The organism is Streptomyces daliensis, from assembly GCF_054782395.1.
On sequence record NZ_BAAGSO010000119.1, the window covers coordinates 149,150 to 174,688 of the forward strand.

Below are 25,539 nucleotides of genomic sequence, written 5' to 3' on the forward strand. Positions count from 1 at the left end.
TGGTCACTCGCCCAGGGAGACGACCATCTTGCCGGTGTTCTCGCCCTTGAGCAGGCCGAGGAAGGCGTCCACGCCGTTCTCCACGCCCTCGACGACCGTCTCGCGGTACTTCAGCTCGCCGGAGCGCACCCAGGCGGAGACCTCTTCGACGAACCTCGGCTGGAGGTCCTCGTGGTCACCGACGAGGAAGCCCTCGATGCGCAGCCGCTTGCCGATGAGCATGGCGAGGTTGCGCGGGGCCGGAGTCGGCTCGGTGGCGTTGTACTGCGAGATCATCCCGCACACGGCGATCCGGCCGTGCAGGTTCAGACGGCCGATGGCCGCCTCCAGGTGGTCACCGCCCACGTTGTCGAAGTAGACATCGATACCGTCCGGGGCCGCGGCCTTGAGCTGATCCTTGACGGGGCCGTTCTTGTAGTTGAAGGCGGCGTCAAAGCCGTACTCCTCGGTGAGGACCCTGACCTTCTCGTCCGAACCGGCCGAGCCGATGACGCGCGAGGCGCCCTTGAGCTTGGCGATCTGGCCGACCTGGCTGCCGACGGCACCGGCGGCGCCGGAGACGAAGACCGCGTCGCCCTCCTTGAAATCGGCCACGCGCAGCAGCCCCGCGTACGCGGTGAGGCCCGGCATGCCGAGCACCCCGAGGTAGGCGGAGAGGGGCGCCGCGTCCGGGTCCACCTTCGTCGCGTGCTTGGCGGGGAACGTGGCGTACTCCCGCCAGCCCGCGAAGTGCAGCACGTGATCGCCGGGCGCGATGCCCTCGGCCCCGGACGCGAGCACGACGCCGACCGCGCCGCCCTGCATCGGCCGGTCCAGCTCGAAGGGCGGCACGTACGACTTCACGTCGTTCATACGCCCGCGCATGTACGGGTCGACGGAGAAATACAGGTTCCGCACCAGGACCTCGCCCTCGCCGGGCGCGGCCACGGGCGCCTCGCGCAGGGCGAAGTCGGCGGGCGTGGGCCAGCCCTGCGGCCGGGCGACCAGGTGCCACTCACGGCCGGTGGCGGGCAGGGATGCAGTGTCGGGCGAGGTGTCGGTCGAGGTCATGGGGCTGCCTCCAGAATAATGCTTCAGATACTGAAACAACCATGCTCCTCGATATTTCATGTTGTCAAGCAAACGGGTACCCTGGGTGTCATGGCTCGCAGTACCCGCTCACGGAGCACCGACCCGCTCACCCGTGAGGTCGTGGACCTCATAGGTTCGGTCGTCGCGCGCTATTACGCGGAGTACGAGCTGGCGGCGGCCCACCACTCCCTCACCGGCGCCCAGGCCCGCGTCCTCGCGCTCCTCTCCCGGGAGCCCACGCCCATGCGCAAGGTGGCCCAGCAGCTCAAGTGCGAGCCGTCGAACGTGACGGGGATAGTGGACCGCCTCGAAGTGCGCGGGCTCGTCGAGCGCCGTCCGGACCCCGCTGACCGCCGCGTCAAGGTCGCCGCCGCCACGGACGAGGGCCGCGCCACCGCCGACCGCCTGCGCGAATCCCTCGATTTCGCCCGCGAACCCCTCGGCGAGCTGACGAACGCGGAGCGGACGGTGCTGCGGGATCTGCTGAAGCGGATGCTGGGCGAGGACGCGGAGGACTGAGAGCCGACCGGATCACGCCTCGGCCCCGGGAAGCCGCGCCCCGGCGTTGTCCGGTAAGGCTGCCCCCGGAAGCTTCCGCAGGGCACCCGCGAGGGCGATGGGGCCGGGGAGGCTCCTGGGCCGGTCCCCGCCTCCCGTATGCGCGTGCATGAGCTGCGCAAGAGCATGGCCTCGGCCATCTTGCCGCGGGACCAAAACTGTTGGTGACGGCCAGTGATCGCATTCCTACGATGAGTGCCGGTGCGTGCGATCTTGACGGGCCCCACCTCCGGGCCCGGCGCACCGGACTCCCAGGGCCGGCTGGCCGGAGTGAGGTTCACCGGGACCACAGCCGACGCGCCGCTGGACGGGCGGGAGTTCACACTGGGCACCGTCACCATCGACAACTACGTGCGCGAAGGTCTGATGAGCTTCGAGCGCATTCCGCTGCGCCTGGACATCCAACTGGAGGTCGAGGGCGGCCCGACGCAGACGTTCAAGCCGTACGCGGAGTACCACGCCGTCAACGACCAGGACCAGGACAGCGCCGACACGCTCGCGCTGCACCGCTATCCCACCTCGGAGAGCTTCACACTCGACGGCGTGCCCTACGCCCTCGTCCTGGCCGGCTTCGCCGCCGAGGAGGACCGGCCGCTGCCCGACGCGCTCCATGTGCCCGAGGGCCGGAGCAGCACGGCCGAGCTGCGCGGCATGCTGGTGCGGGCCGACCGGCTCGACGTCGCGATCCGCACCGTGCGCTTCAAGGGAGAGGTCGCCGGTTCGCAGGCGGACGAGTACATCGAGATCGTCAACCGTTCCGCGATCATGGCCCCGGCTGACGGCTGGGTGGTCAACGCGGGCGACTTCGGCCAGGAGTTCACCTTTCCCAGCGGCACCGGCGCCCTGCTCCCCGGTGTGCCGCTGCGGATCTACACCAACGAGGTCCACCCCGAATGGGGCGGCCACAGTTTCGCCAGCAAGAGCGCCATCTGGAACGACAAGGGCGACACCGCCGAGATCCGCAACACCAAGAACACCGTCATAGCCCGCTACGCCTACGGCGCCGCCGCCGACTGACACCCGCGCCCACGCACCCCTGCACCGAAAGGATTTCACGTGGCTGGAACCGTCGTCGACGTGACAGACAGCGACTTCGAGACGAAGGTGGTCAAGTCCTCCGGCCCTGTGCTCGCGGTCTTCCGCGCCGAGTGGAGCGCGGTGTGCCGGGCCCTGGACCCGGTACTGGCGGACGTGGCCCAGGAGTTCTCGGGTCGTCTGACCGTGGCCCGCCTCGACATCGACCAGAGCCCACAGACGCCCCCGCGCTACGACGTCACGGCCATCCCGGCCCTGTACGTGTTCAAGGGCGGGAAGATGGTCGCCACGCGCATCGGCCCCTCCACCAAGAACAACGTGGTCGAGCTGGTCACTCCGCACCTGTGAACCGGCACCGGCACGTCCCGCGCGGCCACGGGACGTGCCGGCCGTCGTCCGCTCCGGCCCTGCTAGCCCGCGAACACGGGCTGCGGCAGGCCCTGCCCCGCGTCCGGCAGCACCAGCAGGGAGCCCGCCAGCGGCTGCCGCGCCGGGTCGGCGCCCGTCAGCGCCGTCGTGACGTACAGATCGCGCAGCCCGGGGCCGCCGAACGCGCAGGCCGTGGGCCGCCGCACCGGCAGCGGAACGGTGCGGTCCAGGGCGCCGTCCGGCGTGTAGCGCCGCAGCGCGGCCCCGTCCCACAGCGCGACCCAGACGCACCCTTCGGCGTCGACGGTCAGGCCGTCGGGGTAGCCCGCGCTCTCCTCGATCTCGGCCAGCGGGCGGCGGCGCGCGACGTCCACGTCGTGGCCGTCGAAGGGAAGGACGTCGATGCGTCCTGTGGGGGTGTCGATGTAGTACATCAGCCGCCCGTCCGGGCTCCAGCCCGTGCCGTTGCTGATGGTGACGTCGGGCAGCACGGTGCGGACCGTGCCGTCCCCCGTCACACGGGCGAGGACGCCGCCGCCCGCCGCCTCGTCGTAGCGCATGCTCCCCGCCCACAGCGCGCCGTCGGGCGCGACCGCCGCGTCGTTGCCACGGCGCCCGGGGACGGGGTCCCTGTGCAGCCAGGAGAACGCGCGACGGGGCACGGCCCCCGCGTCGGCGCCCGTGCCCGCGTCCGCGTCCTCCGGGCCGAACAGCCCGATGCCGTCGCGGAGGTTGACGACGAGGCCGCCGCCCTCGCGGGGCTTGGCCGCGCCCACGTGCTGCTCCGTCACCAGGACCGTACGGGCGCCGGTGGCCGGATCGAAGGTGTGCACCCGCGAGGTGAGGATGTCCACCCAGATCAGCCGCGCACGCGCGGCGTCCCAGGTCGGCCCCTCCCCCAGCTTCGCGTGCGCCCGCACGGCGACGTCCAGTGCGCGGGGTGTGCGGGGTGGGTGTGTGCCGCTCATGCGCTCTCCGTAAGTCGTCAGGCGGCCCGAGGGCCGGAGGTGTTCAGGGGCGGCGACGGTGCCCGAGCCGCTCGGACAGCTCGCTCGCCCCCTTCACCGCCAGCTCCTCCAGCTCGGCCAGCCGCTCGTCGCTCCACCGGATCATGGGCACGGAGATGCTGAGCGCCGCGACGACCTGGCCCGCCGAGTTCCGTACGGGCGCCGCCACGCAGCTGACGTCCGGGTTCGACTCGCGCTGCTCCACGGCGACTCCGCGCCCCCTGATCTCCGTGAGCGCCTCGCGCAGCGCCTCGGGCGAGGTGATGGAGTTCGGCGTCATCGCCGCCAGGGGCTCGCCCGCGGGCAGCCGCGCCTCCAACTCGTCCTCGGGGAGCGACGCGAGGAGCATCTTCCCGACGGAGGTGCAGTGCGCGGGCAGCCGCCGCCCGGCGGCGGAGACCATGCGGACGGCGTGCGTACTGTCCACCTTCGCGATGTAGATGACGTCCATGCCCTCCAAAAGGGCGACGTGGACCGTCTCGTCACAGGTCTCGGCGACGGTACGGGCCACTTGCTGGCCCTCGGCTGCGAGGTCGAGCTGTTCCGCGTAGCGGCTGCCGAGCTGGTACGTGCGGACGCCCAGGCGGTAGCGGCCCGGCTGGTCGGGCAGCGGGACGAGGTAGTGACGGGCCGCGAGCGTCGTGACCAGCTCGTGCACGGTGGTGCGTGGGAGCTGGAGCTTACGGGTGATTTCGGGCGCGGAGAGGGTTCCGTCGCCGTCGAGAAACAGCTCCAATATGTCCAGAGCCCTGGTTACGGCTGGTACGAGACGTCCCATGTTCCGCGTCTCCCCTTGTAGCTGATGGCAACTGGCGGCAGTTCGATATCCCGACACCTGATCGGTATCGCGAACGTACCCTAACGCGGTTTCGGTTGGAAGAAACGGGGGTTCTGGTTGTCGGGGGGTGTTGCGCGGGACGGTCGGCCGGTGTGGTGCGCGCCGTAGGGTCCCGCGCTGATTTTTGTGCCGTCGCACGCAGGGGGGTGGCTTGGCGCCGTTCTTCGGGTGCGGGCCGGTGGCTTCGGCGCGGCGTATGGACCGGTAGTTCGCGGCTTGCGCCGCGTGGTTCTTGGCTTGTGCCGGTGGTTTGTGGGGTTGCTGTGTGGTGGGGGTCGGTGCCGCGGTGGGGTGTCTCCTCGGGCGGCGACAAGTGCGGGTCGGCTTTTCGGCTGCCTGTACATGTCGCCACCACTTGCGGGGACACCCCACCACGTCCCCTCCCACCCGGTGGCCGACTGCACGCCGGTGCCCCCTGCGGTCGTTCCCATGCTGTGGACGGCACGCCATTGTTGTGGGCAAGCGTCCCGCTCGGCGAGGGGGCACCTCCCAGCGGTAGCTGGGGGAGGGTGGGCACAACCCGTGCCACCGGCCCGCAGCACGCCAACGAAACCCCAGGGGGCACCGGGCTACGCACCCCCGACAGGGGGTGTTGCGCGGGACGGTTGCCCTGTGAAGGGGGGGACCGGAGGTCCCGCGCTGGGGGCGTGCCGCAGCACGCCGAGGAGCCGACCCCAGCCGACCCGGGGTGGAGGTGGGCCACCGGCGGGACGGGGACGGGGTGGGGTGTCCCCGCAGGTCGAGAAAGTCACCGGCCTAAAGCCGACAACGAAACCTTCACGCCGAGGAGACACCCCACCCCGGCACCGGACACCCCCCACCCACGCACCCACAACCACGGTCGCAACCCAGAATCACGCGGCGCCAGCCGCAAAGCACCGCACCACACGCCGCGCCGAAGCCACACAGCCGCACCCGAACACGGCGCCCAGCCACATGACGGCACCCCGCCAGGCGACGGCACGCCAAAGTTGTGGGCAATCGTCCCGCTGGCGAGGGGGCACCTCCCAGCGGTAGCTGGGGGAGGGTGGGCACAACCCGTGCCACCGGCCCGCCACACGCGAACGAACCCCCAAAGGGGCACCCACACCAGGCGCACCCCGACCAGAAACACGCACCCCCTGTGGCCTTCACCCCGCACCCCGTGAGGGGGCACAGCCCGGTGAAGGGGCAACCCTTCGTTTCCTTGCGCCCCGCGAAGGGGTTACGTGCGGAGATGGTCCAGGCGGCGGAGGATGACGCCCTCGCGGAGCGCCCAGGGGCAGATCTCCACCTGCGGCACCCGGAACAGATCCATCGCGCCCTCGGCCACCAGCGCCCCGGCGAGCAACTGCCGGGCGCGCCCTTCGGAAACCCCGGGCAACTCGGCCCGCTCCCCCGCCGGCATCTCGGCCAGCTTCGGCACCCACTCGTCCAGCGCCTTGCGGTCCAGTTCCCGCTGCACGTAGAGCCCTTCCGTGGAGCGGGCGGCCCCGGAGAGCCGGGCGAGCTGCTTGAAGGTCTTGGAGGTGGCCACGACGTGGTCCGGCGGGTTGAAGCGGCTGAACTCGCCCACCACGCGGGCGATTTCGGCCCGCACGTGACGGCGCAGCGCCCGTACGTCCGACGGATCGGGCGGGTCGCCCGGCAGCCACGCGGTGGTGAGGCGGCCCGCGCCGAGGGGGAGGGAGGCCGCCGCGTCGGGTTCCTCGTCCAGCCCGTACGCGACCTCCAGCGAGCCGCCCCCGATGTCCAGCACCAGCAGCCGCCCCGCCGACCAGCCGAACCAGCGCCGTGCCGCGAGGAAGGTGAGGCGGGCTTCTTCCTCGCCGGAGAGGACCTCCAGCTTCACGCCCGTGGCGTCGGTGACACCGGCGAGGACGTGGTCGGCGTTGCTGGCCTCGCGTACGGCGGAGGTCGCGAAGGGGAGCAGGTCCTCGACGCCCATGTCCTCGGAGACGCCGAGCGCCTCGTTGACGGTGGCCGAGAGACGGTCGATGCCTTCGGGGCTGATCGCGCCGTCGTCGTCGAGGAGTTCGGCGAGTTTCAGTTCCGCCTTGTGCGAGTAGGCGGGCAGGGGTCGCGCACCGGGGTGCGCGTCCACGACGAGAAGGTGGACCGTGTTCGAGCCCACGTCCAGGACACCGAGTCTCATGTACAGCACGCTATCCGGCTTTGCGCGTACGGGCCGAGGCGGTTCCGCACAGAGCCCGCCGGTCCGGTACCCGGCGACGCACCCCGCTCCCCGCGTTCTCCTCGCCCTCTTCCGTCTCGTGGCGGATCCCCGTACCGTGCGCCCTCTTTGGCGCGGCAGCGTCGCGGTACCGTCGCGGCGCGTCGGCCCGGCGCGAGGGCTCGACGCGGCGGCCCGGCGCTTACGCTGGGGGCGTGGGTAAGACGAAAGCGGCGAAGCGTAAGAAGCAGGACGGTTCGAAGGCCGTACGGACCGTGGAGGCAGTGCGGGGCCCGGGCACGCCGGAGCCCCGTAGCGAGGAGACGGGGCTGGACTTCACGAGGGCCTGGGTGGAGTTCCCCGATCCCTCGGACGACGAGCAGGTCTTCCGCTGCGACCTGACCTGGCTGACCTCGCGCTGGAACTGCATCTTCGGCCAGGGCTGCCAGGGCATTCGTCCGGGCCGGGCCTCGGACGGCTGCTGCACGCTCGGCGCGCACTTCTCCGACGAGGACGACGAGCGGCGCGTCGCGGAACACGTCGCCAGGCTCACGCCGGACACCTGGCAGTTCCACGAGGTGGGCACGTCGACGGGGTGGGTCGAGGAGGACGAGGACGGCGACCGTCAGACGCGCCGCTGGGAGGGTGCCTGCATCTTCCACAACCGTCCTGGTTTCTCGGGCGGCTACGGCTGCGCCCTGCACACCCTCGCCCTCGGTGAGGGCCGTGAGCCGCTGGAGACGAAGCCGGACGTGTGCTGGCAGTTGCCGATCCGGCGTACGTACGAGTGGGTCGAGCAGCCGGACGGCGAGCAGGTGCTGATCGTGTCGATCGGTGAGTACGACCGCAGGGGCTGGGGTTCCGGCGGGCACGATCTGCACTGGTGGTGCACGTCGGCGCCGTCGGCGCACGGTGCGGGCAAGCCGGTGTACGAGTCGTACAGGCCGGAGCTGATCGAGCTGATGGGCGAGGCCGGTTACGGGCAGCTCGCGGAGCTGTGCGAGCAGCGGATCGCGTCCGCCGAGGCCGTCGCCTCGGCCATGCACGTGGCGCCGGGCTCGCGCACGAGCCTGCCCCTGCTGGCCCCGCACCCCGCCGACCCGCCGCCCGCGACACACGCCACCGGGACCGAGGCCGGAGCCGGGACCGGCACCGGGGCCTGATCCTCGCGCTTCGCGCCCGCCGCCGTCAGCCCGACGAGGGGGAACCGCCCGGATCGCCGGGGCCCGTGCTCGGGTCGTCGGCGGGCGGATCCGAAGGGGACGGGTCCTCGGACGAGGGCGGGTCCGTGGGCGACGGATCGCCGGACGGGGGCGGCGAGGGGTCACCGCTCGGTGGCGGCGAGCCCTGGCCCCGCCCCTCCAGCGTGACGACGGCGCCTGACGGCGCGAAGCGGATACCGGCCGACCAGGCACGGGAGGGCTCGCGGGACCTGTCGACCGAGACGCGGAGCGTCGTGGACTCGCCGGGCCGCAGCACCCCGCTCGTACGGCTCAGCACCAGCCAGGGCGCCTCGGCGGAGGCCGACCAGCGCACCGGGGAGCCGCCGCGCGCCGTGAGCGTGATGAGGGTGCTGCGCCCGGCGGAACGTGCGTCCACCGCGAGCTGCGCCGTGCCGCCGCGTGTACCGGTGCTCGTGCCGCTCGCGGACGGCGTGCCCGAGGCGCTTCCCGAACGGCCCCGGTCCGCGCCCTCGGCCTTGGCGGCGGCGCCGGAGGTGCCCTTGCCGTGCTGCGGGGGCGTGCCGTCACGCCCGCCGTGTGCGCCGCGCTCGGTGCCGCCCTGTGCCGCGTTCTCGTACGGATAGCCGTCCAGGCCCGCGCGGTCCTCGCGCTCGCTCGCGGAGACGCTGGCGCCGTCCGACTCGCCCGTGAGGGGCGCGCCCCGGTAGGCGGCCCACAGGGCGAGGACGGGCGCTGCGAGGACCGTCGCGACGACGGTGGTAGTGACGGCGCGGCTGCGGATGCGGTCCCGGCGCGCGCTGCGGTCCTTGACCTCGACGGGGAACCCGTGCCGGTCGAAGCGCGGCCCGTGCTGGAAGCGGGCGCGCCGCACCGCGACCATGGCGGCGCGCACGGCGGGGCGCGGGGCCTCCAGGACGGCGAGGGTGCCGGTGCCCACGGGGGCTGTGCCGGGCCAGGAGACGCCCGCCATGGCGCGCTCGGCGGCGCGCCGGCAGTCCCCGCACTCGTCCACGTGCCGGACCAGCTCGCGCCGCAGCGCCGTGCTGAGCAGCAGGTGGTCGTCCCCGGCGAGCCGCTCGACGGCGGAGCAGCTTTTCGACTTGACGACGGCGAGCGCTGCGCGGGTGCGCTCGACCTCGCAGGCGGCGTTGGAGAGCAGGGCGCTGGCCGCGTCCAGGCCGAGCGACAGCACGGCGGCGACCTCCTTGGGCGGCAGCCCGTGCCGGACGGCCAGCTCCAGGGCCTCGCGCTGCTCGGGTGCCGTGCCCGCCGCCTCGGGCCAGGCCAGCGCGGCCAGTTCGCGGCGGCGCTGGGTGGCGGCGGGCCCTGAGAGGTGGGATCCGGGGGTGGCGCCCGCGTGTTCCGGCCGCTCCGAGCGCTCGGTCTGCTGGCGCTGCTCGGTGAGGCGGCGCAGGCAGGCCCAGCGCGCGAGCGCGTACAGCCAGGGGCGGTGCAGGGCGTGGTCGGACGGCGTACGGCCGCGTTCGTGCTGGCGCTCGGCGAGGGCCAGGGCCTCACCGAGCGCGGCGGTCGCGGTGTCGTGCTCGCACATGACCGACAGGCAGTACGTGAACAGGCCGTCCAGATACGGTTCATAGCGCTCGGGGCCGCCCGCGTCCTGCCCCTCGCCGCCGTCCCGCGCGCCGCCCGCGCCGGTCCCGGCCGCCACGCCGTCGGTGGGCGGCGCCGTGGGCCCCACGGACGGCCCCGTCGGCCCCGTGGGTCCGCCGGGTCCGACGGACCCGGCGCCGGTCCTGGCGGTCCCAGCGGCCCCGGCCGCACCGGGGCGCCCGGACCCCTCGGATCGCTCCGGCCGCTCCTGATGGCCCACGCGGGAGGGCTCGGCGAAGTGGCCGGGGCGCCCGGTGCGCTCGTGCTGCCTCGGCCGGCGCACTGGATGCGCCCGGTGTGCGCCGGTGATGTCCGTGGGGTGCTCGCGCCTGCTGTTCATCACTCGGCGACGGTAGGCGGATGATGGCGCTTCACCGGACCCGCTTGCACAGGTTTAATCCTTACGGGTGACTATCTCCCTCGAAAGGGGACAGGACAGGCGCGTTCCGTGGATTCGCCCCCATCTGGGCCTCCGCGCCCCGGGCCTCACGCGGGTGCCAGGGCCGCGCTGTCGGTGCGGGCGGCTACGGTGACGCGCATGGCCACCCGTAAGCCGTCCGCCAAGGACCGCCCCACGTACCGCTGCACCGAGTGCGGCTGGCAGACCGCGAAGTGGCTCGGCCGCTGCCCCGAGTGCCACGCCTGGGGGACGGTCGAGGAGGCGGGCGGCGCCCCGGCCGTGCGGACGACCGCGCCGGGCCGCGTCTCCGCCGCCGCGCTGCCCATCGGCCAGGTGGACGGCAGACAGGCCACGGCCAGGGACACGGGCGTGCCCGAGCTGGACCGCGTGCTCGGCGGCGGCCTCGTGCCGGGCGCCGTGATCCTCCTCGCGGGCGAGCCCGGCGTCGGCAAGTCCACGCTGCTCCTGGACGTCGCGGCGAAGGCGAGCAGCGAGTCGCTGCGCACCCTGTATGTGACGGGCGAGGAGTCGGCGAGCCAGGTGCGGCTGCGCGCCGACCGCATCGGGGCCATAAGCGACCACCTGTACCTCGCCGCCGAGACCGATCTGTCCGCCGTGCTGGGCCATCTGGACGAGGTCAAACCCTCCCTGCTGGTCCTGGACTCGGTGCAGACGGTGGCCTCGCCCGAGATCGACGGCGCGCCCGGCGGCGTCGCCCAGGTGCGCGAGGTGGCGGGCGCGCTCATCCGCGCGTCGAAGGAGCGCGGCATGTCCACGCTGCTCGTCGGCCACGTCACCAAGGACGGCTCCATCGCGGGTCCCCGGCTGCTGGAGCATCTCGTCGATGTCGTCCTCCAGTTCGAGGGCGACAGGCACGCGCGGCTGCGGCTGGTGCGCGGCGTCAAGAACCGCTACGGGACGACGGACGAGGTCGGCTGCTTCGAGCTGCACGACGAGGGCATCACCGGGCTCGCCGATCCGTCGGGCCTCTTCCTCACCCGGCGCGACGAGCCGGTGCCCGGCACCTGTCTGACGGTCACGCTGGAGGGCCGCCGTCCGCTCGTCGCGGAGGTGCAGGCGCTGACGGTCGACACGCAGATCCCCTCCCCCCGGCGCACGACCTCCGGGCTGGAGAACTCGCGGGTCTCGATGATGCTCGCGGTGCTGGAGCAGCGCGGCCGGATCAGCGCGCTCGGCAAGCGCGACATCTACACCGCCACGGTCGGCGGCGTGCGCCTGACCGAACCGGCCGCCGATCTGGCCGTCGCGCTGGCCCTCGCGAGCGCCGCCAGCGACACTCCGCTGCCGCAGAACCTCGTGGCGATCGGCGAGGTGGGTCTCGCGGGCGAGGTGCGCAGGGTCACCGGTGTGCAGCGCAGACTGGCGGAGGCGGCGCGCCTCGGTTTCACGCACGCGCTCGTCCCGTCGGACCCGGGAAAGGTGCCCCCGGGGATGCGGGTGAAGGAAGTGGCCGACATGGGAGAAGCGCTGCGGGTGCTCCCCGGACGCGCCCCGCGCGGTGCGCCGAAGGGTGCCTCCAAGGGCGCCCCGAGGAGTGCCCCGGAGGACGGCGCCGGGGCGGAAGGGGCGCGACCCGAGCGAAGCGCCGCGCAGGGGGCGTAGGGCCGCCGGTAGACTTTGCCCTGGTCTCGCCCGTACGTACGCACGACCGAAGGAGTGCAGTGGCAGCCAACGACCGGGCAGCAGCTCCCGGCAGGGCCGGTGGGAGTTCCGGTGCGAGTTCCGGTGCCGATGGCCTGATGCGCGCCACACTGAGCGCGGTCGCGCCTGGTACGGCCCTGCGCGACGGCCTTGAGCGCGTCCTGCGCGGCAACACCGGCGGGCTCATCCTCCTCGGCATGGACAAGAACGTCGAACCGCTGTGCACCGGCGGTTTCATCCTGGACGTGGACTTCACCGCCACGCGCCTGCGCGAGCTGTGCAAGCTGGACGGCGCCCTGATCCTGGACCGGGACATCACCAAGATCGTGCGCGCTGGCGTGCAGCTCGTGCCGGACGCGTCGATCCCGACGGAGGAGACGGGCACCCGGCACCGCACCGCGCAGCGGGTGTCCATCCAGACGGGCTATCCCGTGGTCTCCGTCAGCCAGTCCATGCGCCTCATCGCGCTCTACGTGGACGGTCAGCGCAGAGTCCTGGAGGACTCGGCGGCGATCCTCTCCCGCGCGAACCAGGCCCTCGCCACCCTTGAGCGCTACAAGCTGCGTCTCGACGAGGTCGCCGGGACCCTCTCCGCGCTGGAGATCGAGGACCTGGTGACGGTCCGGGACGTCTCGGCCGTCGCGCAGCGCCTGGAGATGGTGCGCCGCATCGCGACGGAGATCGCGGAGTACGTGGTGGAGCTGGGCACGGACGGCCGGCTGCTCTCCCTCCAGCTCGACGAACTCATCGCGGGCGTGGAGCCGGAGCGCGAGCTGGTCGCCCGCGACTATGTGCCGCAGCCCACGGGGCGCCGCTCCCGCACGGTGCCCGAGGCGCTGACGGAGCTGGACCGGCTCACCCACTCCGAGCTGCTCGAACTCCCCACGGTGGCCCGTGCGCTGGGGTACAGCGGTTCGCCGGAGACCCTCGATTCGGCGGTCTCGCCGCGCGGGTTCCGGCTGCTGGCGAAGGTGCCGAGGCTGCCGGGTGCGGTCATCGAGCGGCTGGTGGAGCACTTCGGAGGGCTCCAGAAGCTGCTCGCCGCGAGCGTCGACGACCTCCAGACGGTGGACGGCGTCGGCGAGGCCCGCGCCCGCTCGGTGCGCGAGGGGCTGTCGCGGCTGGCGGAGTCCTCGATCCTCGAACGCTACGTCTGACGGCTGGTTACTGCTGAACGGGTGAGGGGCTGAGGAACCGGATACTTCCGGTTCCTCAGCCCCTCACCCGTTCAGCGGCCCGTCGGCCGTCGGTCCGTCAGCCCTTCAGCTTGAACTCGGTGCGGACCGTCTTGAGGCCGTTCACCTCGACCTTCACCTTGTACGTGCCGGGCTTCGCCGACTCCGGGCTCGGCGTGCCGCAGCCCTCGGTGCTGGCCTTGCGGAGCCAGGTGAGGGTGCGCATCGACTCGCCGTCGCCGGGGACCTCGGCGAGGAACGGTGCGGCGGTGCCCGGGCAGTCGTCCGAGGCCCAGAACTTCTTGTCGTCGGGCCCGGTGATGGTGACGACGGAGGCCGTGCGACCGAGGTCGATCTTGCAGGTGTCGCCGCTCTCGTTCTTGGCGACCAACTGGAACTGCGGCTTCTCGTCCGACGCGTAGGTCTTCTTGACGGTGCGCAGCGTCACCTCGACGTTGGAGGGCCCGCAGTCCGGCACCTTCGTGTCGGCCGGGAGCACGCCCGCGCGAACGGAGCCGCCACCCGAGCCGCCCGAACCGCCCGAGCCACCGGAGCCGTCGGCGATGTCGCCGCCGGAACCGGCGCTGCCGCCGGTGCCACCGGCCCCGTCCGCGCCGGTGGAGCCGCCGTCGCCGCTTCCGGAGCCGTCGCCCGCGACCCAGCCCGAACTGCCGTTGCCGCCGGAACCTGCGGTGCCGTCGCCACCTCCGTCCGAGCCGCCGCCGGAGCCCTCGGAGCCGCCGCCGTCCTCTCCGCCCTCGCCCACCTCGTCGCGCCCGCCTGGGCGCTCGCTGATGGCCGGGCCCGAGTCGGTGGGTCCGGGAGTGATGGAACTGGCCGGTCCGTTGCCGCCGCTGCCCTTGCCCTGGTCGTCCTTGCCGCTGTCTCCGTCGCCCAGGCTCAACGCCCAGACGACGAGCAGGACCAGCAGCGCGAGGACGGCAAGGGCGACGGCCCTCCGTCGCCAGTAGATGGAGGAGGGAAGCGGCCCGATCGGATTGCGCAGAGATCCCACGGCGAAAACCTTACGAGACATCGCCCTCCCGAAAGCGCCGTACCCGCCGCAGGAGGCGGCAACTTTTGTGATGAGCGGGCGAGATGTGACCCGGATGGCCCAGCCCGTGGTCGGAAACGCCCCTCGGATGGCCCCTTGATGACCGTCGGTGACCCGATGTGACGGTACGGGCGGGCTTCGCCCCCGGCCCTGCCCGTCAGCCTGACAGGCCCGCCTCATAGGCGACGATCGCCGCCTGGACGCGGTTGACGGCCCCCAAGCGGTCGAGGATGGCGCTCACATGGCCCTTGACCGTGCCCTCGACGAGGTGGAGGCGACGGGCTATCTCCGCGTTGGAGAGGCCGGAGCCCACGAGCGCGAGCACCTCGCGCTCGCGCGCGGTGAGCGGCTCCGTACGGGCGCGGGCCGCCGCCGCGCGGGCGAGGCGGCCCCCGGGCCCGCCGCCCAGCTCGGTGATGACGTGCCGCGCGACTTTCGGGGAGAGGTAGGCGCCGCCGTCCGCGACAGCCCGTACGCCCGTGAGCAGTTCGTGCGGGTCCCCGGACTTGAGCAGGAAGCCACCGGCGCCGCCGCCGAGGGCACGGGCGATGTAGGCGTCCTCGGCGAACGTCGTGAGCATGGCGACGGCGGTGCCTCTCCCCTCCGGGGTCCGGGCCTGTGTCCGGACGATCTCCTCGCAGGCGGTGAGGCCGTCCAGGCGCGGCATCCGGATGTCGAGCAGCGCCACGTCCGGGCGGTGGGCGGCCACCAGCTCGACGGCCTCCCGCCCGTCGGCCGCCTCCGCGACGACCTCCACCTGTGCGTCGGCGGCGAGAATCGCCCGCACCCCGGCTCGCACCAGGGCCTCGTCGTCCGCGAGCAGCACCCTGATCCGACGCGGTGCCTGGGACTGGCCCGGCGGGTCCGCCGGGTCCGGCGCGTCCTGTGGTGGTGGGGTCATTTCGGCACGCTTCCTGGAGAGGTGGCTGGGGCGTCAAGGGCACGGTTCAGGGCGTCACGTATGAGGGCCTTGTCGACGAGGCGGCCGTCGCGGAAGCAGAGGCGGTAGTCGTCGACGCCGACGAAGAGAGCGCCGGACACGCGGTAGTACGCACACCGTGCGCCCTGCGGCCTGGCCGGGCCGCGTTCGGTGGGTGCGTCGGTGACCTCCCGGGCGGGCAGCACGGCGCGGACGTCGGTCTCCGTCGCGCCGAGGCGCAGCCGTTCGTAGGCGGCGGGCTCCAGGACGGAGTGCGTCGCCGTGTACGCGTACCAGGCGAGGACGGCCGCCACGACCACGGCGGCCACCGCGCCAGCGCCGCTGACGGAGAGGGCGACGGCGCGCCGCACCGCCCGCCGCTGCCGCGCGTACTGGTGGGCCGCCGCGCTCTGTCCGTGCCCCCACCGCCGCTCCTCCGGCCGTGGTGCGTGGGCCGCGCGGACCGGCACGAGCACGGGCACGGTGGGGGGCGCGTCGGCTCTCGCGGGCCGCCGCCCATGCCCTGCGGCGTCGGCACCTGCTGCGTCGGCCGGTATGCGGGCCTCGACGCGGAAGCCGCCGTCGGCACGCGGCCCCGCCCCGTCCCCGTACTCCTCCCTGTCCGCCTCCCCGTACTCCTCAGTCGGATCGCGGAGGACGCCGATGATCTCGTGGAGCCGGTCCGTGGCCTCCGCCGCCGCCCCGCGCAGGCGCGCAGCCGACGCGCTGTGCTCGGCGGAGAGGCCAGGTGCCACCTGGAGCGCCCCGGCCCGCAGCGCGATCAGGCTCAGTTCGTGGCCGAGCGCGTCGTGCATGTCCTGGGCTATACGGGCGCGTTCGCGCAGCCGCGCCCGCTCCGCCGCGGCGCGCTGCTCGCGCTCCAGGCGCTCGGCCCGCTCCCAGCCCGCGGCGACCAGCGCCCGGTGCTGACGCCGGTACCGCCCCACCACCCAGGGGAAGACCGCGCCGAAGACGAGAGCGGCCAGCATCACCAGGCAGCCCAGCAGCGGGTCGTCGGGCGGCGCCGCGTCGTCCTCCGTACGGAGGAGCACACCCGCCACCCCAGCGCCCGCCGTACCGGCGAAGGCGAGCAGCGCGGGACGCGCCTCCTCCGCGCGGCTGCCCAGCACACAGCTCAGTGCGGCCAGCGCGGGACCGTAGGAGACGGTGAACAGTCCGGGCGAGGCGGCCAGGCCCAGCGCGGCCGTCACCAGCCACCCCGCGAGGGGCCACCGGCGCGCGAGGCCGACGGCGAGGGCCAGCGCGGCGGTTCCCGCGGCCGTCAGCCACCAGGGCGCGGGCGCGTCAGACACGTCAGCGGCGAGACGATCGCCGTACACGACGCACGCCGCGAGCAGCCCCCACAGCCCGACGTCCCACGCCACGCCCCCGCGCCACGCGCCCCACATATCCCCCGCGCTCCCTCTGTCCCCCGTATAGCGATCCCCCGCACGGCGATTTCCCCCCACCACCGCTCACCCGTACGAAAGTACCGACCGCCACTGACAATCGCCCCTGACGAAGGTCAGGCCCCTGTCCGGCCTGGGCCGGAGGTCAGGCGCGAGGCCCGTGCCCGGCCCACAGGCCGCCCGGTTGCGCGCGCGTGGACGTTTCTCCGGCGGGCGCGTCCGTGCCAGGATCGTGCGTGCCATGACTGCGACCACCGAGACCCCCCACGCCGCGACCGCCGCCACCGCCACCGCTGCCGCCACCGACGCCGACGCCGCGCACGCCGAGTCCGCCGAGCAGACGAAGCAGACGGAACAGACGGACCGCGCCGACTCCATCGAGAAGATCGCCCGCGACCTGCACTCCCCCGTCGTCGACTGGTTCGGCACGCACGCCCGCGACCTCCCGTGGCGCCGCCCCGAGGCCGGGGCCTGGGGAGTCATGGTCAGCGAGTTCATGCTCCAGCAGACCCCCGTGAACCGGGTGCTGCCGGTCTACGAGCAGTGGCTGGAGCGCTGGCCCCGCCCCGCCGACCTGGCCGCCGAGCCGCCCGGCGAGGCGGTACGCGCCTGGGGCAGGCTGGGCTACCCGCGCCGCGCGCTGCGCCTGCACGGGGCCGCCGCCGCCATAGCTGAGCGGCACGGCGGCGACGTACCGCGCGGGCACGCGCAGTTGCTGGCGCTGCCCGGCGTCGGCGAGTACACGGCGGCGGCCGTGGCCTCCTTCGCCTACGGGCAGCGGCACCCCGTCCTCGACACCAACGTCCGACGGGTCTTCGCGCGGGCCGTGAGCGGGCGGCAGTACCCGCCGAACGCGACGACGGCGGCCGAGCGCAAGCTCGCCCGCGCGCTGCTGCCCGCCGACGAGGCGACGGCGGCACGCTGGGCCGCCGCGACCATGGAGCTGGGCGCGCTGGTGTGCACGGCCCGCTCGCCCGAGTGCGGACGCTGCCCGATCGCGCAGCAGTGCGCCTGGCAGCTCGCGGGCGCCCCGGCGCACGAGGGCCCCGCGCGGCGTACGCAGACCTACGCGGGCACCGACCGCCAGGTGCGCGGCAAGCTGCTCGCCGTGCTGCGCGAAGCGGTGAATCCGGTTCCGCAGGCGACGCTCGACCGCGTGTGGAACGACCCCGTACAGCGCGCACGCGCCCTGGACGGGCTGGTCTCGGACGGCCTCGTCGAGCCGCTGGCGGGCGGCGTCTACCGGCTGCCGTTGAGCTGAACTGAACTGAACTGAGCTGAACTGAGCTGAGCTGAACCGGCCCGGACACCGGCCGAACGGAGCGGTCCGGGGCCCGCCAACCCCGTCGGCCCCGCTCAGCGGCCTGACAGCCGTTACACAACCGATGGACAGCCGAGGGCTGTCCGTGCGCTCGCGGTACGCGGGTCCGCAACACCGCCTCCCTAGGTTCTTGTGCGTAAGACGAGCAGTCCCACGTCACAAGAGTCTGGAGGCGGGCATGGCAGCGGAGGTACTGGACTTTGAGGAGTACGTGCGGACACGGCAGGAGGCTCTGTTGCGCAGTGCCCGCCGTCTGATCGCGGACCCCGTCGAGGCACAGGACCTGCTCCAGACCGCGCTGGCCCGGACGTACGGACACTGGGACGGCATCGCGGACAAGTCGCTCGCCGACGCCTACCTCCGGCGGGTGATGATCAACACCCGTACGGAGTGGTGGCGCGCCCGCCGTCTCCAGGAGGTGCCGACGGGCCAGCTCCCCGACGTCCGTACGGTCGACGACAGCACGGAGCAGCATGCCGACCGTGCCCTGCTCATGGAGGTGCTGATGGTGCTGGCGCCCAAGCAGCGGAGCGTGGTCGTGCTGCGGCACTGGGAGCAGATGAGCACCGAGGAGACGGCCGAGGCGCTGGGCATGTCGGCCGGGACCGTCAAGAGCACGCTGCACCGCGCGCTGGCGCGGCTGCGCGAGGAGCTGGAACGGAGGGCCGAGAGGTGCCCCGCCACACGGGCGGCCTGACGGGCGCCGCGGCCCTGCTGCTCGTCGTGGGCGCCGCGGCCGGGGTCACGGGGATCGCCGGGTGCGGAGTGGCGGAGAACGGGGTGCGCGTCGAGGGCTCGCCCGCCGTCTCGGAGGGCCCGCGCGCCTCGGCCTCGCTCGTCTCGACGCCCCCTCCCAGCGCGCCGTCGGGCCGTTCCGGGGACAGTGGGGAGAGCGGAGAGAGCGGGGAGAGCGAGGCGGAGAAGGCCGAGAACTCCGAGAAGGCGCAGAAAGCGGAAGGAGAGGACGGCAAGGTGGACGTCCTGGCGCTGTTGCGTGCCGATCCGAAGGTCAGCTCGGACGTGAAGCGGAACCTCCGGAAGCCGTGTACGGGGCACGTGTGGCCCGTCGACGTCGCCTACGGGCACCTCACGGGCGCCGGCACCCAGGACATGGTGGTCAACGTGACCTCGTGCGACACCGGCTTCGGCCAGGGCAGCTACGTGTACCGCCACGCCTCCGACGGCTCCTACGACCACGTCTTCACCAAGGAGGAGCCCCCGGTCTACGCGGAGGTCTCCGGGCGCGTCCTCAAGGTCGTCAAGGACGTCTACGTGGGCGACGAGCCGACGTGCTGTCCTACGGGGAGGTACACGACGACGTACGTGTGGCGCGACGGGTCCTTCAAGGTGAAGGCACGCGCGTACGACGACACGGGCGACACCGGCGCGAGCCCGTCCCCGGCACCGGGCGCCGGTGCGGGCGCGGGCTCCGCCGCCGGAGGCTGACCCCCCCCGGCCCCGCACCCGCACCCGCACCCGCAGCCCACGTCCACAACACACCGCAGAAGGACCGCACCACAGAAGGGGTGAGAGGCCGAGAGGCCGGACCGACCGATGGCGGACACTCATGTGCTCTTCGTCGAGGACGACGATGTCATCCGCGAGGCGACCCAGCTCACCCTGGAGCGCGACGGCTTCACCGTCACGGCCGTGGCCGACGGGCTGGCCGGGCTGGCCGCCTTCCGCGCCGACCGGCCCGACATCGCGCTGCTCGACGTGATGGTCCCCGAGCTGGACGGCGTGAGCCTGTGCCAGCGCATCCGGAGCGAGTCGACCGTGCCCGTGATCATGCTCTCGGCCCGCGCCGACTCGATCGACGTGGTCCTCGGCCTGGAGGCGGGCGCCGACGACTACGTCACCAAGCCCTTCGACAGCGCGGTGCTGATCGCCCGCATCCGCGCGGTGCTCCGCCGCTTCGTGCACTCGGGCGCGAGCACGGGTACGGGCACGGGCGCGGGCCCGGGCGGCACCGGCACGGGCCCGTCCTCCTCCTCGTCCCCTGCACCGGTCGTCGGCGCGGGCGCCGAGGAAGCACTGCGCTTCGGCGACCTGGAGATCGACACCGAGGGCATGGAGGTCCGCAAGGGCGGTGCGCACGTGGCGCTCACACCCACCGAGATGCGGCTGCTCCTGGAGTTCTCCGCGGCCCCCGGGACCGTGCTCTCCCGCGACCGGCTCCTGGAGCGGGTGTGGGACTACGGCTGGGGCGGCGACACGCGTGTCGTGGACGTCCACGTCCAGCGGCTGCGCGGCAAGATCGGCCAGGACCGCATCGAGACGGTCCGCGGCTTCGGCTACAAGCTGAAGGGCTAGGGGCGGGGGATGTCGTGGTGAAGCGCCCCACGGACCGCACCACAGGCCGCCGCACGACCGGCCGTCGCACCACAGGCCGCCGCACCACAGGCCGCCGCGCCACCGGCCCCGGCCTGCGCTGGAAGCTGACGGCGTCCATCGCGCTCGTCGGAGCCCTGATCGCGCTCGTGCTGAGCCTCGTCGTCCACAACGCGACGCGCTCCTCGATGCTGGACAACAGCCGCGACGTCCAGGACGAGCGGCTCCAGTTCGCGCAGCGCATCTACGACACGACAGCGCGCGTCCCCTTCGGCGCGAAGATCGACGATCCGCGGCTGCCGGAACCCCTCCAGGAGGCCGCCCGCGCGGGCAAGCGGGCCACCTACCTCCAGCCCGCGCCCGACGGCGGCGCCCCCTTCGTCTGGGCCGCCAGCCCTCTGGACGACGACGGCGACGGCAAGGGCGACGGCAAGGTGCTCTCGCTGCGCACCCGCTTCGTGGACCGCTACGCCGTGCTCTCCGACCTCGACCGGACCCTGCTCATCGGCTCCTTCTCCGTGGTACTGGGCGGCTGCGCGCTCGGCGTGCTGTTCGCCGGGCGCCTCTCGCGTCGGCTGCGCAAGGCCGCCGACGCGGCGGGCGCGGTGGCGGGAGGGGCCACGGACGTACGGGTCAGCGACGCCATCGGGAAGCGGGTGCGCGACGAGACGGACGAGCTGGCCCGCGCCATCGACGGCATGGCCGACGCGCTCCAGGGCCGCCTGGAGGCCGAGCGCCGGGTCACGGCGGACATCGCGCACGAGCTGCGCACGCCGGTCACCGGGCTGCTGACGGCGGCCGAGCTGCTGCCGCCCGGCCGCCCCACCGAGCTGGTACGGGACAGGGCGCAGGCGCTGCGCCAGCTCGTGGAGGACATCCTGGAGGTCGCCCGGCTCGACGGCTTCGCCGAGCGCGCCGACCTCCAGGAGATCGCGCTGTCGTCGTTCGTGGCACGCCGAGTGCGGTCCGCGGCGCCGGAGGCGCGGGTCCGTACGGTCGACGACGCGGTCGTCGTCACCGATCCGCGGCGGCTGGAGCGCATCCTGACCAACCTCCTCGGCAACGCGGCGCGCCACGGGCGTCCGCCCGTCGAGGTCACCGTGGACGGCCGGATGATCCGCGTGCGCGACAACGGGCCCGGCTTCCCCGCCGAGCTGCTGGCCGAGGGCCCGAGCCGCTTCCGTACGGGCAACCGCGACCGCGCGGGCCGGGGGCACGGCCTCGGTCTGACCATCGCGGCGGGCCAGGCGAGGGTGCTGGGCGCGGAGCTGACCCTCCGCAACGGCGGCCCGGAGGAGTCCGGCACCGCCGGTCCCCGCGACGTTCCTCCCGACGCTCAGGGCGAGGGCGAGGGCGGCGGCGCTGTGGCGGTGCTGTGGCTGCCGCGTGCCGCGCCGAGCGAGCCCCAGGGCACCCCGCCGCGCGGGGTCCCCGCGATCACGGAGGCGGAGTTGCGGGCGGGCGCGGAGGCGTCGGCGGAGTCGGGCCGACGGAACGGACCGGCGTAGCCCGCCGAGGCGCCGCCTCCCCGGCCCCCGCTCAGGCGCCGTCCCCGCCCCCGCTCACTCCCCGGCCCAGGGCTTGTCCATGTCCAGGCCGCCCGCACGGGGCTCGGTCAGGGCGAACCAGGTGCCGTTGTCGTCGCGGAGGAGCGCTTCCGTGCCGTACGGGCGCTCCTGCGGCTCCTGGAGGAACTCGACGCCCCTGGCCTTGAGCCGTTCGTACTCGGCACGGCAGTCGTCGGTACGCAGCACGCCCCCGCCGATGGCGCCCTTGGTGACCAGCTTCGTCAGCGCCTCGGCCGACTCCGCGTCGAGGCCGTGGCCGTCGGTCCGCATGACCGCCATCTCGACGTCGGGCTGGCCTGGGATGCCCACGGTGACCCAGCGTGCGTCGCCCATGGGCACGTCCGTACGGATCTCGAAGCCGAGCTTCTCCGTGTAGAAGGCGACGGTGCGGTCCTGGTCCGTCGACCAGATGGTGGTGATGGCGAGGCCCTTGATCATGGTCAGCTCCGTGACGGTGGGACGGGCGCACGGCGGGGCGGGGCGGAGCCGGGCGGGGCGGCACGAGCCGCTGCCCCCGCCCGCTCCCCGGGCTCGCCGGACCCCGCCGCGCCCGGAGTGGTCATGCCCCGATACTGGCACGCCCCTCTGACACCGGCCGCTCGTCGGGCCCGGACCCCGGGCGGTCACCCGGAGCGTCATCCGGACCGCCCCCCTCCGAGCCCGAGCCCGCACCGGAGTCCGCGCCCGGCCCGGCGCCCGGGTCCGGGTCCGGCTCCGCACCCGGCTCCGTGTCCGCACCCGGCTCCGTGTCCGCACCCGGCTCCGCGCCCCTGAGCGGCACCTCCTTGATGAACCAGGCCGCGACGAAGCCGATCAGCGCGGCCGAGGCGGCGATGAGGAACACGGTGTGCGTACCGTCGGCCACCGCGTGCTCGTACGCCACCCGTACCGCCTCCGGCAGCTTGGCCAGCGAGGCCGCGTCGAGCTGCGCGCCGCCCTCGGTGAGCTGCGCCGCGCCCCCGCCGGAGCCGCCCGCTCCGGGAGCGCCCCCGGCGGCCCCCGCCGCGGCCTGCTCCGCCATGGAGTCGCTCACGCGGTCGGCGAAGAAGGTGCCCATCAGGGCGACGCCGAAGGAGCCGCCGATCGTGCGGAAGAGCGTGGACGTGGACGAGGCGACGCCCATGTCCTTCGACTCGACGCTGTTCTGCGCGATCAGCATCGTGAGCTGCATCAGGAAGCCCATGCCGGTGCCCAGCACCGCCATGTAGAGGCCGGAGGTGAGCCTGCTGGTGCCGACGTCCATCTGCGCGAGCAGGAAGAGGCCGACGGGGATCAGCGCGCCGCCGATGAGCGGGTACGCGCGGTACTTGCCCGTCTTGGTGGTGGCCCGGCCCGTGACGACCGAGACGACCATCATCGGCAGCAGCACGGGCAGGAGCAGCAGCCCGGAGTTGGTCGCCGAGGCGCCCTGCACAGTCTGCTGGAACAGCGGCAGGAACGTCATCGAGCCGAACATCACGAAGCCCAGCAGGAAGCCGATGACCGTGACGAGGGAGAAGTTGCCGCTACGGAAGACCCCCAGCGGCAGCACCGGCTCCGCCACGCGCCGCTCCACGAACAGGAAGACGGCGAGCGCGACGACGGCCAGGGCGCCCAGGCCCAGGATCATGCCGGAGTCCCAGTCGTACTCCGTACCGCCCCAGCTCGTCAGCAGCACGGCCGCCGTGATGCCGGTGGCGAGCAGCAGGGCGCCGCCGTAGTCGATGCGGCCCTGTGCGCGCTTCTTGGGCAGGTGCAGCAGCGTGGTGACCATGACGAGGGCGAGCGCGCCCAGCGGCAGGTTGATGTAGAAGGCCCAGCGCCAGCCCAGGTGGTCGGTGAGGGTGCCCCCGACCAGCGGTCCGCCGATCATGGCGAACGACATCACCCCGGCCATCATGCCCATGTACTTGCCGCGCTGCCGCGGCGGCACCAGGTCACCCATGATCGCCATGGCGCCGACCATCAGTCCGCCGGCGCCCAGGCCCTGGAGGGCGCGGAAGCCGATGAGCTGGCTCATCGACTGCGCGGCTCCGGAGGTCACGGACCCGGCCAGGAACACGATGATCGAGGTCAGGAAGACGCCCTTGCGCCCGTACATGTCGCCGATCTTGCCCCAGAGCGGGGTCGAGGCGGCGGTCGTGAGGGCGTAGGCGGTGACGACCCAGGAGAGGTGCTCCAGGCCGCCCAGCTCTCCGACGATCGTGGGCATCGCGGTGCCGATGATCATGTTGTCCAGCATCGCGAGCATGATCGCGATCATCAGCGCGAAGACCGCGAGGCCCACGCTGCGCGGCTGTTTGCCGCCGTCCCCGTCCACCTTCGCTCCCCCGTCCGAGACCGGTCCCCCGTTCGGCTCTTCCCCCGTGTCCGTGGCGGGCCCCCGCCGGGGCGCCGCCCCGGATATCCCGCTCGCCTCGGTGCTCCCCGAAGTCATTCCTCTCCCCGCTCCCTTACTTGCCGCCCGGCTAGTGAGTACGATGGGCAACGTAGAGCGAGCGCTAGCCGGTCGTCAAGTAAGTTTCTGAAGACTTGGGAGAGTAAGGCCATGAGCAGGGGCAACACCCGGCAAAAGATTCAGGAAGTCGCCCTGGAGCTCTTCGCGGAACACGGGTACGAGAAGACCTCGCTGCGCGAGATCGCCGAGCGTCTCGACGTCACCAAAGCGGCCCTCTACTACCACTTCAAGACCAAGGAAGACATCGTCGTCAGCCTCTTCCAGGAGCTGACCAGGCCCATCGACGAGCTGATCGACTGGGCCCAGGAGCAGCCGCGCACCCTGGACACCAAGCTGGAGATCCTGCGGCGCTACAGCGACGCGCTCGACGCCGCGACGCCCCTCTTCCGCTTCATGCAGGAGAACCAGGCGACGGTGCGCGAGCTGAGCATCGGCGCGACGTTCAAGGAGCGCCTGCTGAAGCTGCTGAGCCTCATCAAGGAGGACGACGCGCCCATGACCGACCAGGTGCGCTACTCCTCCGCCCTGTTCACCATGCACGCGGGCATGTTCACGATGCAGAGCCTGGAGGGCGACGTCGAGGAGAAGCGGAAGGCCGTCCTCGAAGTCGCCCAGGAGCTGGTCACGACAGCGCACCGCCACCAGGGCTGACCCCGGGGGCGGCGCGAAGGTCTACGGGATGCCGGGCGTCACCCTCACAGGTGGACGCCGTGCTCCTTCAGGATCTTGACGGGCTCGACGGCGGAACCGTAGTTCGCGGAGTGCCGGATCTCGAAGTGGAGGTGCGGGCCCGAGGAGTTGCCGGTGTCACCGGACTTGGCGATCTCCTGGCCCGTCTTCACCGTCTGACCCGGCTTGACGTTCACCTTGGACAGGTGCGCGTACTGCGAGTACGTGCCGTTGCCGTGCTTGATCACGATGGCGTTGCCGTACGCGGGACCGTCGCCCGCGCCATTGCCGCCCGCCTTGACGACGGTGCCGCCGTGGACGGACTCCACCGAGGTGCCGGTCGGCACCGCGAAGTCCTGGCCGGAGTGCTTGTGGGCCCAGCGGTCGCCGCTGTTGCCGAAGTCGGCGCTCAGCTTGGCCCCCTCGGAGACCGGCGACTGCCAGGACTTGGCCTTGCGCTCGGCGTCGCGGGACGCCTTCGCCTTGGCCTCGGCGGCGCGCTCATCGGCCTTCTTCTTGGCCGCGGCCTCCTTGCCCTGGTGGTCGGCCTGCTGGCGGGTCGCGTGGGCGAGGTCGCTCGCCGCGCTCGCCGCGAAGACGTCGGCATCGTCCGCACCCGAGTCGGCTGCGATCGCCACGCCGGCCCCCAGGGCCATCGACGCGCCGAATCCGGCCGCGAGGACCCCGGCCTTCACGCGGTTGCGGCCGATGGTCTTGGTGATGCGGTTCGTGGTGGTCTTCGACATGCGGGTGTTACCTCCGGAAGGTG

23 protein-coding genes are annotated in these 25,539 nt (G+C 73.0%); 12 read left to right on the forward strand and 11 right to left on the reverse strand.

Features of this window, described 5'->3' with window-relative positions; genetic code table 11:
- Positions 1–3: 3 nt before the first annotated feature.
- The gene (locus ACYVOO_RS34120) at positions 4–1,050 is read right to left on the reverse strand and encodes an NADP-dependent oxidoreductase (protein WP_461019590.1); all 1,047 of its coding nucleotides are present in this window, start codon (positions 1,048–1,050) and stop codon (positions 4–6) included.
- A 90-nt stretch (positions 1,051–1,140) separates the two neighbouring features.
- Here ACYVOO_RS34120 and ACYVOO_RS34125 point away from each other — a divergent pair, with 90 nt between their 5' ends.
- The 3 genes from ACYVOO_RS34125 to ACYVOO_RS34135 all read left to right on the forward strand — a co-directional run bounded on the left by ACYVOO_RS34125 (position 1,141) and on the right by ACYVOO_RS34135 (position 3,012).
- Positions 1,141–1,590, forward strand: coding sequence for a MarR family winged helix-turn-helix transcriptional regulator (locus tag ACYVOO_RS34125; protein ID WP_461019591.1), 450 nt, complete (start codon positions 1,141–1,143; stop codon positions 1,588–1,590).
- Positions 1,591–1,830: 240 nt separating this feature from the next.
- Positions 1,831–2,646, forward strand: a complete 816-nt coding sequence (locus tag ACYVOO_RS34130) for a choice-of-anchor K domain-containing protein (RefSeq protein ID WP_461019592.1) — start codon at positions 1,831–1,833, stop codon at positions 2,644–2,646.
- Between the two features lie 39 nt (positions 2,647–2,685).
- A complete protein-coding gene (locus ACYVOO_RS34135) occupies positions 2,686–3,012 on the forward strand; it encodes a thioredoxin family protein (RefSeq protein ID WP_461019593.1) in 327 nt (108 codons plus the stop codon).
- Between the two features lie 62 nt (positions 3,013–3,074).
- On the opposite strand, the gene ACYVOO_RS34140 is transcribed toward ACYVOO_RS34135, so the two are convergent.
- The 3 genes from ACYVOO_RS34140 to ACYVOO_RS34150 all read right to left on the reverse strand — a co-directional run bounded on the left by ACYVOO_RS34140 (position 3,075) and on the right by ACYVOO_RS34150 (position 7,012).
- Positions 3,075–4,001, reverse strand: a complete 927-nt coding sequence (locus ACYVOO_RS34140; protein ID WP_461019594.1) for an SMP-30/gluconolactonase/LRE family protein — start codon at positions 3,999–4,001, stop codon at positions 3,075–3,077.
- 43 nt (positions 4,002–4,044) lie between these two features.
- On the reverse strand, positions 4,045–4,818 hold the full coding sequence (locus tag ACYVOO_RS34145) for an IclR family transcriptional regulator (protein WP_453350348.1): 774 nt from the start codon (positions 4,816–4,818) through the stop codon (positions 4,045–4,047).
- Between the two features lie 1,264 nt (positions 4,819–6,082).
- A complete protein-coding gene (locus ACYVOO_RS34150; RefSeq protein WP_453351299.1) occupies positions 6,083–7,012 on the reverse strand; it encodes a Ppx/GppA family phosphatase in 930 nt (309 codons plus the stop codon).
- Between the two features lie 293 nt (positions 7,013–7,305).
- Between ACYVOO_RS34150 and ACYVOO_RS34155 the strand changes: the two genes are divergently transcribed.
- Complete coding sequence (locus ACYVOO_RS34155; protein WP_461019662.1) at positions 7,306–8,193, forward strand: hypothetical protein; 888 nt, start codon at positions 7,306–7,308, stop codon at positions 8,191–8,193.
- A 25-nt stretch (positions 8,194–8,218) separates the two neighbouring features.
- Here the strand turns inward: ACYVOO_RS34155 and ACYVOO_RS34160 are convergent, their stop codons facing one another.
- The gene (locus ACYVOO_RS34160; protein ID WP_461019595.1) at positions 8,219–10,165 is read right to left on the reverse strand and encodes a BACON domain-containing protein; all 1,947 of its coding nucleotides are present in this window, start codon (positions 10,163–10,165) and stop codon (positions 8,219–8,221) included.
- A 198-nt stretch (positions 10,166–10,363) separates the two neighbouring features.
- Between ACYVOO_RS34160 and radA the strand changes: the two genes are divergently transcribed.
- On the forward strand, positions 10,364–11,848 hold the full coding sequence (gene radA / locus ACYVOO_RS34165) for a DNA repair protein RadA (protein ID WP_461019596.1): 1,485 nt from the start codon (positions 10,364–10,366) through the stop codon (positions 11,846–11,848).
- Between the two features lie 59 nt (positions 11,849–11,907).
- On the forward strand, positions 11,908–13,044 hold the full coding sequence (gene disA / locus ACYVOO_RS34170; RefSeq protein WP_453351296.1) for a DNA integrity scanning diadenylate cyclase DisA: 1,137 nt from the start codon (positions 11,908–11,910) through the stop codon (positions 13,042–13,044).
- A 97-nt stretch (positions 13,045–13,141) separates the two neighbouring features.
- On the opposite strand, the gene ACYVOO_RS34175 is transcribed toward disA, so the two are convergent.
- The 3 genes from ACYVOO_RS34175 to ACYVOO_RS34185 form a co-directional block, all read right to left on the reverse strand.
- The gene (locus tag ACYVOO_RS34175; protein WP_461019597.1) at positions 13,142–14,077 is read right to left on the reverse strand and encodes a hypothetical protein; all 936 of its coding nucleotides are present in this window, start codon (positions 14,075–14,077) and stop codon (positions 13,142–13,144) included.
- A gap of 196 nt (positions 14,078–14,273) precedes the next feature.
- The gene (locus ACYVOO_RS34180; RefSeq protein WP_461019598.1) at positions 14,274–15,017 is read right to left on the reverse strand and encodes a response regulator transcription factor; all 744 of its coding nucleotides are present in this window, start codon (positions 15,015–15,017) and stop codon (positions 14,274–14,276) included.
- Positions 15,014–16,420: a histidine kinase gene (locus tag ACYVOO_RS34185; protein ID WP_461019599.1), complete on the reverse strand. Its 1,407-nt coding sequence runs from the start codon at positions 16,418–16,420 to the stop codon at positions 15,014–15,016. The genes ACYVOO_RS34180 and ACYVOO_RS34185 overlap by 4 nt, the downstream gene beginning before the upstream one ends.
- A 265-nt stretch (positions 16,421–16,685) precedes the next feature.
- Between ACYVOO_RS34185 and ACYVOO_RS34190 the strand changes: the two genes are divergently transcribed.
- From ACYVOO_RS34190 to ACYVOO_RS34210, 5 genes are all read left to right on the forward strand, one after another.
- A complete protein-coding gene (locus ACYVOO_RS34190; protein ID WP_461019600.1) occupies positions 16,686–17,705 on the forward strand; it encodes an HhH-GPD family protein in 1,020 nt (339 codons plus the stop codon).
- A 238-nt stretch (positions 17,706–17,943) separates the two neighbouring features.
- The gene (locus tag ACYVOO_RS34195; RefSeq protein WP_461019601.1) at positions 17,944–18,462 is read left to right on the forward strand and encodes a SigE family RNA polymerase sigma factor; all 519 of its coding nucleotides are present in this window, start codon (positions 17,944–17,946) and stop codon (positions 18,460–18,462) included.
- Positions 18,438–19,211, forward strand: coding sequence for a hypothetical protein (locus ACYVOO_RS34200; RefSeq protein WP_461019602.1), 774 nt, complete (start codon positions 18,438–18,440; stop codon positions 19,209–19,211). Before ACYVOO_RS34195 ends, ACYVOO_RS34200 begins: the two co-directional genes overlap by 25 nt.
- 108 nt (positions 19,212–19,319) lie before the next feature.
- The gene (locus ACYVOO_RS34205) at positions 19,320–20,078 is read left to right on the forward strand and encodes a response regulator (protein ID WP_461019603.1); all 759 of its coding nucleotides are present in this window, start codon (positions 19,320–19,322) and stop codon (positions 20,076–20,078) included.
- Positions 20,079–20,191: 113 nt separating this feature from the next.
- Positions 20,192–21,604 carry a sensor histidine kinase gene (locus ACYVOO_RS34210; protein WP_461019663.1) on the forward strand — a complete coding sequence of 471 codons (1,413 nt, stop codon included), beginning with the start codon at positions 20,192–20,194 and terminating at the stop codon, positions 21,602–21,604.
- A 54-nt stretch (positions 21,605–21,658) separates the two neighbouring features.
- Here ACYVOO_RS34210 and ACYVOO_RS34215 read toward each other — a convergent pair whose 3' ends face one another.
- Positions 21,659–22,102 (reverse strand): VOC family protein, encoded by a 444-nt coding sequence (locus ACYVOO_RS34215; RefSeq protein WP_461019604.1) that lies wholly within the window; start codon positions 22,100–22,102, stop codon positions 21,659–21,661.
- Between the two features lie 121 nt (positions 22,103–22,223).
- Positions 22,224–24,080 (reverse strand): MDR family MFS transporter, encoded by a 1,857-nt coding sequence (locus ACYVOO_RS34220; protein ID WP_461019605.1) that lies wholly within the window; start codon positions 24,078–24,080, stop codon positions 22,224–22,226.
- Positions 24,081–24,191: 111 nt separating this feature from the next.
- Between ACYVOO_RS34220 and ACYVOO_RS34225 the strand changes: the two genes are divergently transcribed.
- A complete protein-coding gene (locus tag ACYVOO_RS34225; protein WP_461019606.1) occupies positions 24,192–24,752 on the forward strand; it encodes a TetR/AcrR family transcriptional regulator in 561 nt (186 codons plus the stop codon).
- A gap of 44 nt (positions 24,753–24,796) precedes the next feature.
- Here the strand turns inward: ACYVOO_RS34225 and ACYVOO_RS34230 are convergent, their stop codons facing one another.
- A complete protein-coding gene (locus ACYVOO_RS34230) occupies positions 24,797–25,516 on the reverse strand; it encodes a M23 family metallopeptidase (RefSeq protein WP_461019607.1) in 720 nt (239 codons plus the stop codon).
- Positions 25,517–25,539: the final 23 nt, after the last annotated feature.

Coding starts and splice junctions, on each gene's coding strand:
- ACYVOO_RS34120 (WP_461019590.1), bottom strand. CDS start 1,050: ATGACCTCGACCGACACCTCGCCCGACACTGCATCCCTGCCCGCCACC.
- ACYVOO_RS34125 (WP_461019591.1), top strand. CDS start 1,141: ATGGCTCGCAGTACCCGCTCACGGAGCACCGACCCGCTCACCCGTGAG.
- ACYVOO_RS34140 (WP_461019594.1), bottom strand. CDS start 4,001: ATGAGCGGCACACACCCACCCCGCACACCCCGCGCACTGGACGTCGCC.
- ACYVOO_RS34145 (WP_453350348.1), bottom strand. CDS start 4,818: ATGGGACGTCTCGTACCAGCCGTAACCAGGGCTCTGGACATATTGGAG.
- ACYVOO_RS34150 (WP_453351299.1), bottom strand. CDS start 7,012: ATGAGACTCGGTGTCCTGGACGTGGGCTCGAACACGGTCCACCTTCTC.
- ACYVOO_RS34160 (WP_461019595.1), bottom strand. CDS start 10,165: ATGAACAGCAGGCGCGAGCACCCCACGGACATCACCGGCGCACACCGG.
- radA (WP_461019596.1), top strand. CDS start 10,364: ATGGCCACCCGTAAGCCGTCCGCCAAGGACCGCCCCACGTACCGCTGC.
- ACYVOO_RS34180 (WP_461019598.1), bottom strand. CDS start 15,017: ATGACCCCACCACCACAGGACGCGCCGGACCCGGCGGACCCGCCGGGC.
- ACYVOO_RS34190 (WP_461019600.1), top strand. CDS start 16,686: ATGACTGCGACCACCGAGACCCCCCACGCCGCGACCGCCGCCACCGCC.
- ACYVOO_RS34195 (WP_461019601.1), top strand. CDS start 17,944: ATGGCAGCGGAGGTACTGGACTTTGAGGAGTACGTGCGGACACGGCAG.
- ACYVOO_RS34205 (WP_461019603.1), top strand. CDS start 19,320: ATGGCGGACACTCATGTGCTCTTCGTCGAGGACGACGATGTCATCCGC.
- ACYVOO_RS34215 (WP_461019604.1), bottom strand. CDS start 22,102: ATGATCAAGGGCCTCGCCATCACCACCATCTGGTCGACGGACCAGGAC.
- ACYVOO_RS34220 (WP_461019605.1), bottom strand. CDS start 24,080: ATGACTTCGGGGAGCACCGAGGCGAGCGGGATATCCGGGGCGGCGCCC.
- ACYVOO_RS34225 (WP_461019606.1), top strand. CDS start 24,192: ATGAGCAGGGGCAACACCCGGCAAAAGATTCAGGAAGTCGCCCTGGAG.
- ACYVOO_RS34230 (WP_461019607.1), bottom strand. CDS start 25,516: ATGTCGAAGACCACCACGAACCGCATCACCAAGACCATCGGCCGCAAC.